General features: G+C 55.4%; 11 protein-coding genes. All 11 read left to right on the top strand.

Annotation, left to right across the window (positions count from 1 at the left end):
• Window positions 1–131 precede the first annotated feature (131 nt).
• On the top strand, window positions 132–680 hold the full coding sequence (locus ON072_RS06575; RefSeq protein ID WP_028780691.1) for a cupin domain-containing protein: 549 nt from the start codon (window positions 132–134) through the stop codon (window positions 678–680).
• Window positions 681–1,049: 369 nt separating this feature from the next.
• On the top strand, window positions 1,050–1,814 hold the full coding sequence (locus ON072_RS06570; RefSeq protein ID WP_028780690.1) for a gamma-glutamyl-gamma-aminobutyrate hydrolase family protein: 765 nt from the start codon (window positions 1,050–1,052) through the stop codon (window positions 1,812–1,814).
• Window position 1,815: 1 nt separating this feature from the next.
• Entirely contained in the window at window positions 1,816–3,165 is a 1,350-nt protein-coding gene (locus ON072_RS06565; RefSeq protein WP_028780689.1) for a glutamine synthetase family protein, read from the top strand.
• A gap of 10 nt (window positions 3,166–3,175) precedes the next feature.
• On the top strand, window positions 3,176–4,549 hold the full coding sequence (locus ON072_RS06560; protein WP_261752818.1) for an aspartate aminotransferase family protein: 1,374 nt from the start codon (window positions 3,176–3,178) through the stop codon (window positions 4,547–4,549).
• Between the two features lie 155 nt (window positions 4,550–4,704).
• Window positions 4,705–5,802 (top strand): polyamine ABC transporter substrate-binding protein, encoded by a 1,098-nt coding sequence (locus ON072_RS06555; RefSeq protein WP_208135465.1) that lies wholly within the window; start codon window positions 4,705–4,707, stop codon window positions 5,800–5,802.
• Window positions 5,803–5,920: 118 nt separating this feature from the next.
• A complete protein-coding gene (gene potA, locus ON072_RS06550; RefSeq protein WP_025009894.1) occupies window positions 5,921–7,057 on the top strand; it encodes a polyamine ABC transporter ATP-binding protein in 1,137 nt (378 codons plus the stop codon).
• Window positions 7,054–7,953, top strand: coding sequence for an ABC transporter permease subunit (locus ON072_RS06545; protein WP_037436682.1), 900 nt, complete (start codon window positions 7,054–7,056; stop codon window positions 7,951–7,953). The genes potA and ON072_RS06545 overlap by 4 nt, the downstream gene beginning before the upstream one ends.
• Entirely contained in the window at window positions 7,950–8,765 is an 816-nt protein-coding gene (locus ON072_RS06540; protein ID WP_025009896.1) for an ABC transporter permease subunit, read from the top strand. The genes ON072_RS06545 and ON072_RS06540 overlap by 4 nt, the downstream gene beginning before the upstream one ends.
• A 165-nt stretch (window positions 8,766–8,930) precedes the next feature.
• Window positions 8,931–10,217, top strand: coding sequence for an NAD(P)/FAD-dependent oxidoreductase (locus ON072_RS06535; protein ID WP_025009897.1), 1,287 nt, complete (start codon window positions 8,931–8,933; stop codon window positions 10,215–10,217).
• A 46-nt stretch (window positions 10,218–10,263) separates the two neighbouring features.
• Window positions 10,264–11,706, top strand: a complete 1,443-nt coding sequence (gabD, locus tag ON072_RS06530) for an NADP-dependent succinate-semialdehyde dehydrogenase (RefSeq protein WP_044733906.1) — start codon at window positions 10,264–10,266, stop codon at window positions 11,704–11,706.
• A gap of 47 nt (window positions 11,707–11,753) precedes the next feature.
• Window positions 11,754–13,025 carry a 4-aminobutyrate--2-oxoglutarate transaminase gene (gene gabT, locus ON072_RS06525; RefSeq protein ID WP_025887874.1) on the top strand — a complete coding sequence of 424 codons (1,272 nt, stop codon included), beginning with the start codon at window positions 11,754–11,756 and terminating at the stop codon, window positions 13,023–13,025.
• The last annotated feature ends 324 nt before the right edge of the window (window positions 13,026–13,349 follow it).

Genomic DNA, 13,349 nt, shown 5'->3' with positions numbered 1-13,349 from the left:
TCGTTTTATTTAACATGCTTTTGTCATATAATACAAAACAATTTCACCGGGACCTGGTTGCCCTTGTGCAGAAGCCGCTGCCGACCGTGTCCTGTAACCGCCTGATAAGAGATTTTTGGGGGATTTGCGATTTGGATATAGGTGCCAGCCTCAAGGCTGTTAGAAAGATGAAAGGCCTGTCCCAGCGTGAGCTGGCTAAACGCGCCGGGGTGACCAACAGCACCATCTCTATGATAGAGAAAAACAGTGTCAGCCCTTCAGTCAGTTCACTCAAGAAAGTGCTTTCGGGGATCCCCATGTCGCTAGTGGAGTTTTTCTCCATAGGTGAAAACGGCACTACCGAGCAAAAAGTGGTGTATCGCTCCAATGAGCTTTTGGACATAGGCACTGGGCCGCTGGAGTTCAAGCTTATTGGTCGGGATTATCCCAACCGTGCCATGTCTGTGATGTCGGAGACTTATCCCCCGGGAGCCGATACGGGTGAAGAGATGCTGCGCCACGAAGGGGAAGAAGCAGCGCTGGTGATCACCGGTCGCTTTGAACTGACGGTCGGTGAAGAGGTGTTTATTCTGGAGGCCGGTGACAGCTACTATTTCAATAGCGAACAACCACACAGGTTCCGCAATCCTTTCGATGAACCCTGTCATCTGGTCAGTGCCACCACTCCTGCCAACTTTTGATCTTCCATTTCCTCTGCTGATTGCGATTTGCTGCCCGTAAATTCACTTCGGGCAGCATATTTGCCTGTAAGTGTAAATAATATCGACCGTATAACCCCGTGTGCACCGAATTGGTGCCCGCTGAACCAGTGTGATGCAAAGCCAATTTTTTGCCTTGTTCAAGCTTGTTTACACCTATCTCAAACACAAGGGATTTTTAAATATTCATTTAAAAACAAAAGCTTAAATAATTTTAGTTTGAGGCTGCGTTTAACAGGATATTAACCTCTTGCCTGTGCGAAAAAATCCGTGTAGTGTGTGAAAAAATGAACATTTGCTTTAGTGAATGTTCAAAACTGAGACCTGGATTTGAGTGTTTTGGGGTGAGATATGGCACAGGCAGCAATGGCGTTGGTGGGTGTAACCGCATGCAATGAGCAGTTGGGGCTGCATCCTTTCAATATTGTTGGCGAGAAATACCTCTTGGGCGTGGTCGAGGGTGCCGGAGCCTGGCCCCTGGTGATCCCGGCATTGGGGGCCGATACCCCGATAGCACAACTGCTCGAACGCCTGGACGGCATATTGTTTACCGGCTCCCCCTCCAATGTTGAACCTCATCACTACCAAGGCCCGGCCAGCGAACCGGGCACCCACCATGATCCCAAGCGGGATGACACTACCTTGCCTTTAATTCGCGCTGCCATAGAGGCCGGAGTGCCGGTACTCGGGATCTGCCGCGGCTTTCAGGAAATGAATGTGGCTTACGGCGGCAGTTTGCACCAGAAGCTCTATGAAGTGGGTGGTTTTATTGAACACAGAGAAGACAAGAGCGCGCCGCTGGAGGTGCAGTATGGCTTGTCCCACGAGGTCAGCATAGAACCTGGAGGGATGCTTTTCGACGCCTGGGGCCGTAGCCATGCGATGGTTAATTCCGTCCATACTCAGGGCGTGGAGCGCCTGGGTCAGGGGTTGCGGCCTGAAGCGCATGCTCCAGATGGTCTGATTGAAGCCTTCTCTGTCACCGACGCCAAGGCATTCGCCTTGGGAGTGCAGTGGCATCCGGAATGGCAGGTCAGAAATAACCCCTTCTACAGCGCAATTTTTAAGGCCTTTGGGGAGGCTTGCAGTCTTAGGGCGCAACAGCGGAATAAATAATATGAATAAGCTTGAAGCCTTCTTAAAAGAACAAAAAATAACCGAAGTTGAATGTGTTATCTGCGATATGACAGGTATCGCCCGCGGCAAAATTGCCCCGGTAGACAAGTTTATCGATGAAAAGGGCATGCGGCTGCCCGAGAGTGTGTTGCTGCAAACCGTGACCGGCGATTATGTCGATGATGAGGCCTACTATGGCCTGCTCAACAGCGCCGATATCGACTTTGTCTGCGTGCCCGATGAAAACGCGGTCTTTATGTTGCCCTGGACCCTGGAGGCCACGGCTCAGGTGATCCACGATACCTATGACAAGATGGGCAATCCGCTGGAGCTGTCGCCGCGCAACGTATTGAAAAAAGTGCTCAAGCTCTATGAAGATAAGGGCTGGGAGCCGGTGATTGCCCCCGAGATGGAGTTTTATCTCACCAGTCGCAGTGACGATCCCGATCTGCCACTCAAGCCCCCGGTTGGTCGTTCCGGCCGCGCCGAATCCGGACGTCAGTCCTTCTCCATCGATGCCGCCAATGAGTATGACCCCCTGTTTGAGGATATGTACGACTGGTGTGAGGCGCAGGAGCTGGATATCGATACCCTGATCCACGAGGAAGGCACGGCGCAGATGGAGATCAACTTCAGCCACGGCAATCCACTGGCGCTGGCGGATCAGGTGTTTGTGTTCAAACGCACCCTGAGAGAGGCCGCCCTCAAGCACGGCGTCTGCGCCACCTTTATGGCCAAGCCTGTGACCAATGAGCCTGGCAGCGCCATGCACCTGCATCAGAGCGTTATCGACAAGGAAACCGGCAAGAATATCTTCACCCGCGAAGATGGCACCATGAGCCAGAATTTCCTCAGTTATATCGGCGGGCTGCAGCGCTTTATGCCGGAATTTCTGCCACTGATGGCGCCCAACGTCAACTCATTCCGCCGCTTCCTGCCGGGCACCTCGGCGCCGGTCAATCTGGAGTGGGGCGAGGAGAATCGCACCTGTGGCCTGAGGATCCCTGAGTCTTCACCGCAAAATCGCCGCATTGAAAACCGTATCCCGGGGGCCGATGCCAACGCCTATCTGGCCATTGCCGCCAGCTTGTTGTGCGGCTATTTGGGAATCGTTGAAGACGTGAAACCTTCGACGCCGGTGCAGGGCCGGGCCAACGAAGACCGCTCGGGGATCTCTTTGCCGCAGACGCTGGAAGAGGCGATGGCCATGATGGAAGAGAGCCAATATTGCCGTAAATATCTGGGGGAAGACTTCACCACAGGTTTTGTTGCGGTCAAGCGCGCCGAGCTTGAGAATTTTCGCCGGGTGGTGAGTTCCTGGGAGCGGGAATTCCTGCTGCTGACTGTCTAAGGAGGGAGAGATGAAATCACAACAGACCCAAAGCTGGCAGGCCAAGGACCATGCCCACCACTTGCATCCCTTTACCGATCCCAAGGCGTTGAAACAGGCTGGCGGGCGGGTGATTACCTGCGCCGATGGCGTCTATATCTGGGATTCACAGGGCAATCAAATTCTCGATGGCATGGCCGGACTCTGGTGCGTCAACATGGGCTATGGCCTGCGTTCCATCGCCGATGTGGCGGCACATCAGTTGCTGGAACTGCCTTACTACAACAGCTTCTTTCAGTGCAGCCACCCGCCGGCGATTGAACTGGCCGCAGAGATAGCCGCGCTGGCACCACCTCATATGAACAAGGTGTTCTTCACAGGCTCTGGCTCAGAGGCCAATGACACCAACTTGCGCCTGGTGCGTCATTACTGGGACATCCAGGGCAAGCCGGAGAAGAAAACCATTATCTCGCGCCACAATGCCTATCACGGTTCCACAGTTGCCGGTGCCAGTCTTGGTGGCATGAGTGGTATGCATGTCCAGGGCGATTTGCCCATTCCCGGCATAGTCCACATCGCCCAACCTTACTGGTATGGCGAAGGCCAAAGACAGTCTGCCGAAGAGTTTGGCATTCGCTGCGCCCGCGAGCTTGAAAGCAAGATCCTCGAGCTGGGTGAAGACAAGGTGGCGGCCTTTATTGCCGAGCCTATTCAGGGCGCCGGCGGCGTGATAGTCCCGCCGGACAGCTATTGGCCGGAGATCAAAAAGATCCTCGCCAAGTACGACATATTGTTCATCCTCGATGAAGTGATCACCGGCTTTGGCCGCACCGGCTGTTACTTTGCCGCCGAGTATTACGATCTTGAGCCGGATCTTATCACCATAGCCAAGGGGATGACTTCGGGCTACGCCCCCATGGGCGGAGTGATAGTGTCGGATAAAGTCGCCGATGCGCTGGATAAGGGCGGTGAATTTGCCCACGGCTACACTTATTCGGGTCATCCACTCAGTGCCGCGGTGGCACTGGAAAACTTACGCCTGATGAAGCAGGAAAACATAGTCGCCAAAGTGGCCGAGGAAACCGCGCCTTATCTGCAGCAGCGGCTGCGGCAAGTCTTGGCCCAGCATCCGCTGGTGGGTGAGGTGCGCGGCGTTGGCATGGTGGCCGCGCTGGAACTGGTCGCCGATAAGGCGAGTCATCAGCGCTTTGCTGCCGAGCTTGGGGTAGGTACTCAGTGCCGGGAGCATTCCATCGCCAGTGGCTTGGTGATGCGGGCGGTGGGAGACACTATGATCATCGCGCCACCCCTGGTGATAACCCAGGCTCAAATCGATGAATTGGTAACAAAGGCGAAACAAGCGCTCGATATGACCTACGCGGATGTACAAAAATCGAACGACTAAGATTGCCTGCTATTGGCGGTAAGGGCATGATATACCTTGCTGCCAAGGTGCCGATGCGGGTTTTAGGGAGTAGCATTGGTGACACTAATAACAATGACAATAAGTTAACAATTGAAGGCGGGTTACAACCGCTGCTACCCGTAAAAGGAGAGAGCATGAAGCTATTGACCAAAGTAACGTCTGTGGCACTGTTGGGAGGCCTTGCGGCCGCTGCCACGGCCCAGGCCGAAGAAGTCGTCCGGGTGTATAACTGGAGTGACTATATCGCCGAAGATACCCTGGCCAACTTCCAGAAGGAAACCGGGATCCGGGTGATCTATGACGTGTTTGACAGCAACGAAGTGGTTGAAGCCAAACTGCTTTCCGGCCGCTCCGGTTATGACATTGTCGTGCCTTCGAACAACTTTCTTGCCAAGCAGATCAAGGCCGGGGCCTTTAAGCCTCTGGATAAAAGCAAGCTGAGCAACTATCAGAATCTGGATCCCCAGTTGATGAAACAGCTGGAGAAGGCCGATCCGGGCAACCAGTATGCCGTGCCTTACCTCTGGGGCACCAACGGTATAGGCTATAACGTCGCCAAGGTAAAAGAGCTGCTGGGAGAGGATGCACCCACAGATTCGCTCGAACTGATGTTCAACCCCAAGTATGCCGAGAAGCTGTCATCCTGCGGCATGTCCATGCTGGACTCGGCCGATGATATGGTGCCGCAGGCGCTGATCTATCTGGGATTGGATCCCAACAGTACCAAGGCGTCCGACTTTGACAAGGCCGGTGAAGTGCTGGCCAAGATACGGCCTTATATCACCTATTTCCACTCATCGCGCTATATCTCGGATCTGGCCAATGGTGATATCTGTGTCGCCTTCGGTTTCTCCGGCGATATCCTCCAGGCGGCTACCCGCGCCGATGAGGCAGGTAACGGCAACAAGATTGCCTATACCATTCCCAAGGAAGGCGCCAACCTCTGGTTCGATATGTTGGCCATTCCTGCCGACGCCGGCAATGTCGACAATGCGCTGACCTTTATCAACTATCTGCTCAGGCCGGAAGTGATAGCCCCCATCTCCAACTATGTTTCCTACGCCAACCCCAATGTACCGGCACAGAAACTGGTGGATGAGTCTATCCGCAACGATCCCGGCATCTATCCACCACAGGCAACTCTGGACAACCTGTATGTGGGGGAAATTCGTCCACTCAAGGCCCAGCGGGCCCTGACCCGGGTTTGGACCAAGGTTAAATCCGGCCAATAACAATAACTCAGGGGCCAGGTGCCCCTTCATTGTCTGATTGCGTAGTACAGGCAAACTTTACTCGTTCCACCAGCGGCGGCCGCTGAGCCGCCCATTTGGTATTTTGCGGAGAAGTATTATGGCAATCACCTCGGGCATTCCTGTCAAACCCAATAATAAAACTCAGGATGAAGTGCTGCTCAAAATCGAGCGGGTCAGCAAGCTCTTTGACGATGTTCGCGCCGTGGATGATGTGTCGCTGACCATCAACAAGGGCGAGATCTTTGCCTTGCTCGGCGGCTCAGGCTCAGGCAAGTCGACTCTTTTGAGAATGTTGGCCGGTTTTGAAAAGCCTACCGAAGGACGCATTTTTCTCGATGGTCAGGACATTACCCACCTGCCGCCCTATGAACGCCCCATCAATATGATGTTCCAATCCTACGCCCTGTTTCCCCATATGACGGTGGCGCAGAATATCGCCTTCGGCCTCAAGCAGGACAAGTTACCCAAGGCTGAAATCGAGCAGCGGGTGCAGGAGATGCTCAAGCTGGTGCATATGGAAAAATATGCCCGCCGCAAGCCGCATCAACTTTCCGGCGGTCAGCGCCAGCGGGTGGCGTTGGCCCGTTCTTTGGCCAAGCGGCCGAAACTCCTGTTGCTGGACGAGCCCATGGGAGCGCTGGATAAAAAACTGCGGACTCAGATGCAGCTTGAAGTGGTGGAAATTCTCGAGCGGGTGGGGGTGACCTGCGTCATGGTTACCCATGATCAGGAAGAAGCCATGACCATGGCCGAGCGGATTGCCATCATGAGCGATGGCTGGATAGCCCAGACCGGCTCGCCTATGGATATCTATGAAAGCCCCAACAGCCGGATGATTGCCGAGTTTATCGGCACTGTGAATCTGTTTGAGGGGGAGATCACCGCCGATGAGGTGGACCATGTGATCATTCAATCAGAGAGCCTGAACCAGGCGTTTTACGTGGGTTATGGGGTGTCTACCAGTGTCGAGGACAAGCATGTCTGGTTGGCGGTCAGGCCAGAAAAAACCCTGATAAGCCGTGAGCAGCCCGAAGAGCAATATAACTGGGCCAAGGGCATAGTTCACGATATCGCCTATCTCGGTGGTTTCTCCGTGTATTACATTCGCCTTGGCAATGGTCAGATAGTCCAGTGCAGCATGACCAACCGTGAACGCCGCGCCGATCACCCCACCTGGGATGATGAAGTCTATATCAGCTGGGAGGACACCAGTGGCGTGGTGTTAAGATCATGAAGAAGCTCAAGTTAGGATTCAAAGGCCGCCACCTGACCATAGGCTTTCCCTATCTGTGGTTGCTGCTGTTTTTCGCGCTGCCGTTCGCCATAGTATTGAAGATAAGCTTTTCCACCGCGGCGATTGCCATTCCGCCCTATGAGCCAAGTTTTCAGTATGCCGACGAAGTGCTGCAGGTATTTATCAACCTGAGTAACTATCTGTTGCTGCTCAGCGACTCCATGTACTACTCGGCCTATCTCAACTCGCTCAAGATGGCGCTGGTTTCCACCCTAGGCTGTCTGCTGCTGGGGTATCCCATGGCCTATGCCATTGCCCGGGCGCCGGCCAGGTTGCAGACAGTGCTGCTATTGTTGGTGATGTTACCCTCCTGGACCTCATTTCTTATTCGGGTCTACGCCTGGATGGGGATTTTGAGTAACACAGGGCTTATCAATAACCTGCTGCTGGGGCTTGGGATTGTTGATGAGCCGCTGCAGATGCTCAATACCAATCTGGCGGTGTATATCGGCATCATCTATGCGTATCTGCCCTTTATGATACTGCCGCTGTACGCCACCTTGGTGAAGCTGGATGTCAGCCTCTTGGAAGCCGCGGCGGATCTCGGCTCCCGCAGTCTCAATACCTTCTGGAAAGTGACGCTGCCCCTGTCCAAGAGCGGCGTCATTGCAGGCTCCATGCTGGTGTTTATTCCGGCCGTGGGGGAGTTTGTGATCCCCGAGCTGCTTGGCGGGCCGGACTCGCTGATGATAGGTAAGGTGCTGTGGCAGGAGTTCTTCAACAACCGTGACTGGCCGGTGGCTTCATCGCTGGCGATAGTGATGCTGGTGCTGCTGATTGTGCCCATCACCCTGTTCCATCGCTATCAGAGCCGCAGTCTGGAGAAAGAGATATGAAGAAGCTGAGTTTCTCGACCCTGATGTTATGGATTGGGCTGGTGTTTCTGTATGCCCCCATGTTTATTCTGATTTTCTACTCTTTCAACGCCTCCAAACTGGTAACTGTCTGGGGCGGCTTTTCCGCCAAGTGGTACGCCGAGCTGTTTGCCGATCAGCAGATACTGGATGCAGTCTGGACCAGTCTGCAAATCGCCTTCTACAGCTCGACCATGGCGGTGATCATAGGCACTATGGCGGCCTTTGTGATGACACGTTTTCGTCGCTCCTGGGCCAAGCTGACGCTGTCGAACATGATTACGGCGCCCTTGGTTATGCCCGAGGTGATCACGGGTCTGTCGCTGATGCTGCTGTTTGTGCATATGTCGGATCTGCTCGGCTGGCCGGCTGAGCGGGGCAGGATGACAGTCTGGATTGCCCATTCTACCTTCTGCGCCGCCTATGTGGCCGTGGTGGTGTCATCGCGCCTCAGGGAGTTGGATCTCTCTATTGAAGAGGCGGCGATGGATCTGGGGGCGACACCGCTGAAGACCTTCTTCCTGATAACTGTGCCCATGATAGCCCCGGCGCTGATGGCGGGTTGGCTGTTGTCGTTCAGCCTGTCGCTGGACGATCTGGTGATTGCCAGCTTCGCCTCGGGACCTGGCGCCACTACACTGCCTATGGTGGTGTTCTCCTCGGTGCGGCTCGGGGTGTCCCCCAAGATCAACGCCCTGGCGACACTGATCATTCTGGTGGTGTCCCTGATCGCTTTCCTCTCCTGGTATCTGGCGCGCCGCGCCGAACGCCGCAGCAGACAAACAGAGGAATAACAATTAGGCGGTTGGCTGTGACAGCCACCGCCGCTATTTTTCTTGTGTGTTTTAAATTTTGAACAAAGTGTGTTTTATAATGCGTTTTCTACTGGTTTTAGTCGATTTAACTGTGTAGGATGATGCAAGTGTTAAAAATAACAAACATAAAAGGCTGGATTAACCATGACTGCCACTGCCCACACCTCCTCTTATTATGCCGATTCGGCCAATGACACCCGTGAACGCAACAGCTTAAGCGAGGTGCTGGAAACCGATGTCTGTGTGATTGGAGCCGGTTATACCGGGCTCAGCTCGGCGCTGCACCTGTTGGAGGCCGGTTTCAAGGTGGTGGTATTGGAAGCGGCCAGAGTAGGCTGGGGCGCCTCGGGCCGCAACGGTGGCCAGATAGTCAACAGCTACAGCCGCGATCTCGATGTGATAGAAAGCACTGTCGGTAAGGCGCAGGCCAAGCTCTTTGGCGAAATGGCCTTCGAGGGCGGCCGCATCATCCGCGAACGCATCGAAAAATACCAGATAGATTGTGACCTCAAAAACGGCGGGGTATTTGCCGCCATCAACCGCAAACAGATGGGGCATCTGCAGCAGCAAAAAGCCCTCTGGGAGCGATATGGCCACACAGAACAGCTGCAGCTGTTGGATGATGCCGGCATTCGCCAGGTGGTCAATACAGACCGTTATATCGGTGGCTTGCTGGACAAGAGTGGCGGCCATATCCATCCGCTGAACCTGGCGCTGGGTGAGGCGAGAGCGGTGGAATCTCTCGGTGGAAAAATTTTTGAGGATTCGGCCGTAGTACGTATCGACGAAGGGGAGTACCCTATAGTACATACCGCCAATGGCCAGGTTAAGGCCAGGTTTGTGGTGGTGGCAGGAAATGCCTATCTTGGCAAACTGCTGCCCCAACTTGCTGCCAAATCCATGCCTTGCGGTACCCAGGTAATCACGACAGAACCCTTGGGTGAAGAGTTGGCCCACAGTCTGTTGCCGCAGGACTACTGCGTCGAGGACTGTAACTATCTGCTGGATTATTTCCGCCTGTCGGCCGACAAACGCCTGATCTATGGTGGCGGTGTAGTGTACGGCGCCCGAGATCCGGAGAATATCAAAGCGATTATCCTGCCCAAGCTGCTCAAGACCTTCCCCCAATTGAAAGGGGTCCGTATCGACTATACCTGGACAGGCAACTTTCTGCTGACACTCTCCCGTTTGCCTCAGGTCGGCAGGATTGGCAGCAACATCTATTACTCCCAGGGCTGCAGTGGTCATGGGGTGACTTATACCCACCTGGCGGGCAAGTTGATTGCCGAGGTGCTGACCGGACAGGCGGAGCGTTTCGATGCCTTTGCCAGCCTGCCCCATTATCCATTTCCCGGCGGACATGCCCTGCGAGTCCCCTTTTCTGCGCTCGGCGCCTGGTATTACAGCCTGAGGGACAAACTGGGTATTTGATGCCTATCCGTACAAGGGCGCCCGGCGCCCATTTAAAGGAGTCGCAATGAAACTTAACCAGAGTGCGCTGCTGCGTGAACAAGCCTATATCGATGGCCAGTGGCTGGACGCAGACTCAGGCAAGAAGGTCAATATTTTCAATCCGGCCACCGGCGAGCGTATCGGCAGTGTGCCAGAGATGGGCGCGTTTGAGACCCACAGAGCCATAGATGCCGCCGAGCGGGCTCTTCCGGCCTGGCGGGCGCTGACCGCCAAAGAGCGCAGCACCATTCTCAAACGCTGGTTCGAACTTATCAATCAACACGCCGATGACTTGGCGCTGCTGATGACCACAGAGCAGGGTAAGCCTCTGGCAGAAGCCCGCGGTGAGGTCACCTATGCCGCCTCCTTTATCGAGTGGTTTGCCGAAGAGGGCAAGCGGGTTTACGGCGATACTATCCCCGGCCATCAACAAGACAAGCGCCTGTTGGTGATCAAGCAGCCCGTGGGCGTGACTGCGGCCATTACGCCCTGGAACTTCCCGGCGGCGATGATCACCCGTAAGGCGGGTCCTGCACTGGCGGCCGGTTGCACCATGATAGTCAAACCGGCGCCGCAGACCCCTTTTACCGCTCTGGCGCTGGCCTACCTGGCGATTGAAGCCGGCATTCCTCCCGGCGTCTTCAGCGTGATCACCGGCGATGCCAAGGCGATAGGCAATACCCTTTGCGACAGCGCCGTGGTGCGTAAGCTGTCTTTCACCGGCTCGACCGGCGTGGGCATCCATCTGATGCAGCAATGCGCCGCCACCCTGAAGAAACTGTCACTGGAGCTCGGTGGCAACGCGCCCTTTATCGTGTTTGACGATGCCGATCTGGACGCGGCGGTGGAAGGGGCAATGATCTCCAAATACCGCAATGCCGGCCAGACCTGCGTCTGCGCCAACCGCATCTATGTGCAGTCGTCCGTTTACGATGCCTTTAGCGAAAAGCTGGCCGCCAAAGTGGCCGAGCTCAAGGTGGGTGTCGGCACAGAGTCCGGCATTACCACAGGGCCGCTTATCGACAAGAATGCGGTGAAAAAGGTGCAGGCTCATCTTGAGGATGCCGTCTCCAAAGGCGCCAGGGTCAAGACAGGCGGCCGGGCGCTGGGCGGTAACTTCTTCGAGCCCACTATTTTGACCGAGGTGAATGGCAGCATGCGGGTCGCCAAAGAGGAAACCTTTGGCCCGCTGGCGCCGCTGTTCCGCTTCGACAGTGTCGATGAAGTGATCGCCATGGCCAACGATACCGAGTTCGGCTTGGCGGCCTATTTCTACGCCAGGGATATCTCCAGAGTCTGGAAAGTTGCCGAGGCGCTGGAATACGGAATGGTGGGGATCAATACCGGGCTTATCTCCAACGAAGTAGCGCCTTTTGGTGGCATCAAGGCCTCGGGGCTGGGACGGGAAGGCTCTAAATACGGCATAGAGGAATATCTGGAGATCAAGTATCTCTGCCTCTCGGTCTGATTAACCCATGTCCCGGCGATGCCGGGACAACAACAGAGGATAGCAGGATGATAAGCAATGACTCTCTGATGGTGCGGCGCCAGGCCGCAGTGGCACCGGGTGTGGGACAGATACACCCTGTGTTTGTGGAACGGGCGGAAAATGCCCGGGTATGGGACGTCGAGGGCCGCGAATATCTGGACTTTGCCGGTGGCATAGCCGTGCTCAATACCGGGCACCTGCATCCCAGAGTCAAGCAGGCGGTTGCCCGCCAGTTGGAAGACTTCTCCCATACCTGTTTTATGGTGCTGGGCTATGAGAGTTATGTGGCCGTCTGCGAAAAACTCAACGCCCTGGTTCCCGGGGATTTCGCCAAGAAGTCGGCGCTGTTTACCAGTGGCTCGGAGGCGGTGGAAAATGCCCTCAAGGTCGCCAGGGCCTACACCAAACGCAGCGGCGTCATCGCCTTTACCTCAGGCTATCATGGCCGCACCATGGCAACGCTGGCGCTCACCGGCAAAGTGGCGCCCTACAGTAAGGGCATGGGGTTGATGCAGGCCAACGTGTTTCGTGCCCAATATCCCTGCGCGCTGCATGGGGTGAGTGACGACGATGCGATGAAGTCCATCGAGCAGATTTTCAAGAATGATGCCGAGCCGGCGGATATTGCCGCCATTATTCTTGAGCCGGTGCAGGGCGAGGGCGGCTTCTATGCCGCATCCCCCGAGTTTATGGCGCGGCTGCGCAAGCTGTGTGACAAGGAAGGGATAGTGCTGATTGCCGATGAGGTGCAGACGGGCGCCGGCCGCACCGGCACCTTCTTTGCCATGGAACAGATGGGTGTTGCCGCCGATATCACGACTTTTGCCAAGTCCATTGCCGGTGGTTTCCCGCTCTCCGGCATTACCGGCCGGGCCGAGATGATGGATGCCATAGGCCCCGGCGGTTTGGGAGGCACCTATGGCGGCAATCCGCTTGCATGCGCTGCCGCCCTGGCGGTGATAGAAACCTTCGAGAAGGAACAGCTGCTGGCGCGGGCCAACCAGGTGGGTACTGTCATTAAAGAAGCGCTTGGCAAGCTGCAACAGGAGTACGACTTTATTGCCGATGTTCGCGGCCTCGGCGCCATGGTGGCCATGGAGTTGGTTGAAGACGGTGTGCCCAAGCCCGAGTACTGCGCCCGAGTCCTTACCTTGGCGCGGGAGCGCGGTCTTATCCTGCTTTCCTGTGGTACTTATGGCAATGTGCTGCGTCTCTTGGTGCCTTTGACCGTCAGTGACAGGGATCTGCAGCAGGGGCTGGAGATTATTGCCGAGTGTTTCCGGCAACTGCGTAGTTGAGCCAGAAGGATGATAGGGAAGCCCAGCGCTTCCCTTTTTTATGTCTGTGACTCATCCGGAATACAGTTGACACTTTCCAGACTTCTTTGGGAAGAGAGTAACAAGTACCAAGCGAACTCAGTGGGGGCCCTTGCCTTTAATCGGCCGTTGCCGCGCAAATGGAAAAGACGAAATGACTTATCGGCAAGCTCAGCAGCGCCAATGGCAGTGCAAGCCAGAGTGCCGCGAAGGCTTATTGGCACTTTACTTGGTAAAAATAACCCATAAGTGCTAGTAGATTGAGACAGGGAGAGTCCATGGTGCTATCTTTGTAGCTGTTAACCT

The sequence above is a fragment of the Shewanella sp. K8 genome (genome assembly GCF_028823715.1).
In the GTDB taxonomy this organism is placed as follows: domain Bacteria; phylum Pseudomonadota; class Gammaproteobacteria; order Enterobacterales; family Shewanellaceae; genus Shewanella; species Shewanella algae.
This window is presented reverse-complemented; position numbering and strand designations above follow the sequence as displayed.

Excerpts from the sequence above, each read along its gene's own strand:
- ON072_RS06570 (WP_028780690.1), top strand. The coding sequence starts at position 1,050 with ATGGCACAGGCAGCAATGGCGTTGGTGGGTGTAACCGCATGCAATGAG.
- ON072_RS06565 (WP_028780689.1), top strand. The coding sequence starts at position 1,816 with ATGAATAAGCTTGAAGCCTTCTTAAAAGAACAAAAAATAACCGAAGTT.
- ON072_RS06560 (WP_261752818.1), top strand. The coding sequence starts at position 3,176 with ATGAAATCACAACAGACCCAAAGCTGGCAGGCCAAGGACCATGCCCAC.
- ON072_RS06555 (WP_208135465.1), top strand. The coding sequence starts at position 4,705 with ATGAAGCTATTGACCAAAGTAACGTCTGTGGCACTGTTGGGAGGCCTT.
- potA (WP_025009894.1), top strand. The coding sequence starts at position 5,921 with ATGGCAATCACCTCGGGCATTCCTGTCAAACCCAATAATAAAACTCAG.
- ON072_RS06545 (WP_037436682.1), top strand. The coding sequence starts at position 7,054 with ATGAAGAAGCTCAAGTTAGGATTCAAAGGCCGCCACCTGACCATAGGC.
- ON072_RS06540 (WP_025009896.1), top strand. The coding sequence starts at position 7,950 with ATGAAGAAGCTGAGTTTCTCGACCCTGATGTTATGGATTGGGCTGGTG.
- ON072_RS06535 (WP_025009897.1), top strand. The coding sequence starts at position 8,931 with ATGACTGCCACTGCCCACACCTCCTCTTATTATGCCGATTCGGCCAAT.
- gabD (WP_044733906.1), top strand. The coding sequence starts at position 10,264 with ATGAAACTTAACCAGAGTGCGCTGCTGCGTGAACAAGCCTATATCGAT.
- gabT (WP_025887874.1), top strand. The coding sequence starts at position 11,754 with ATGATAAGCAATGACTCTCTGATGGTGCGGCGCCAGGCCGCAGTGGCA.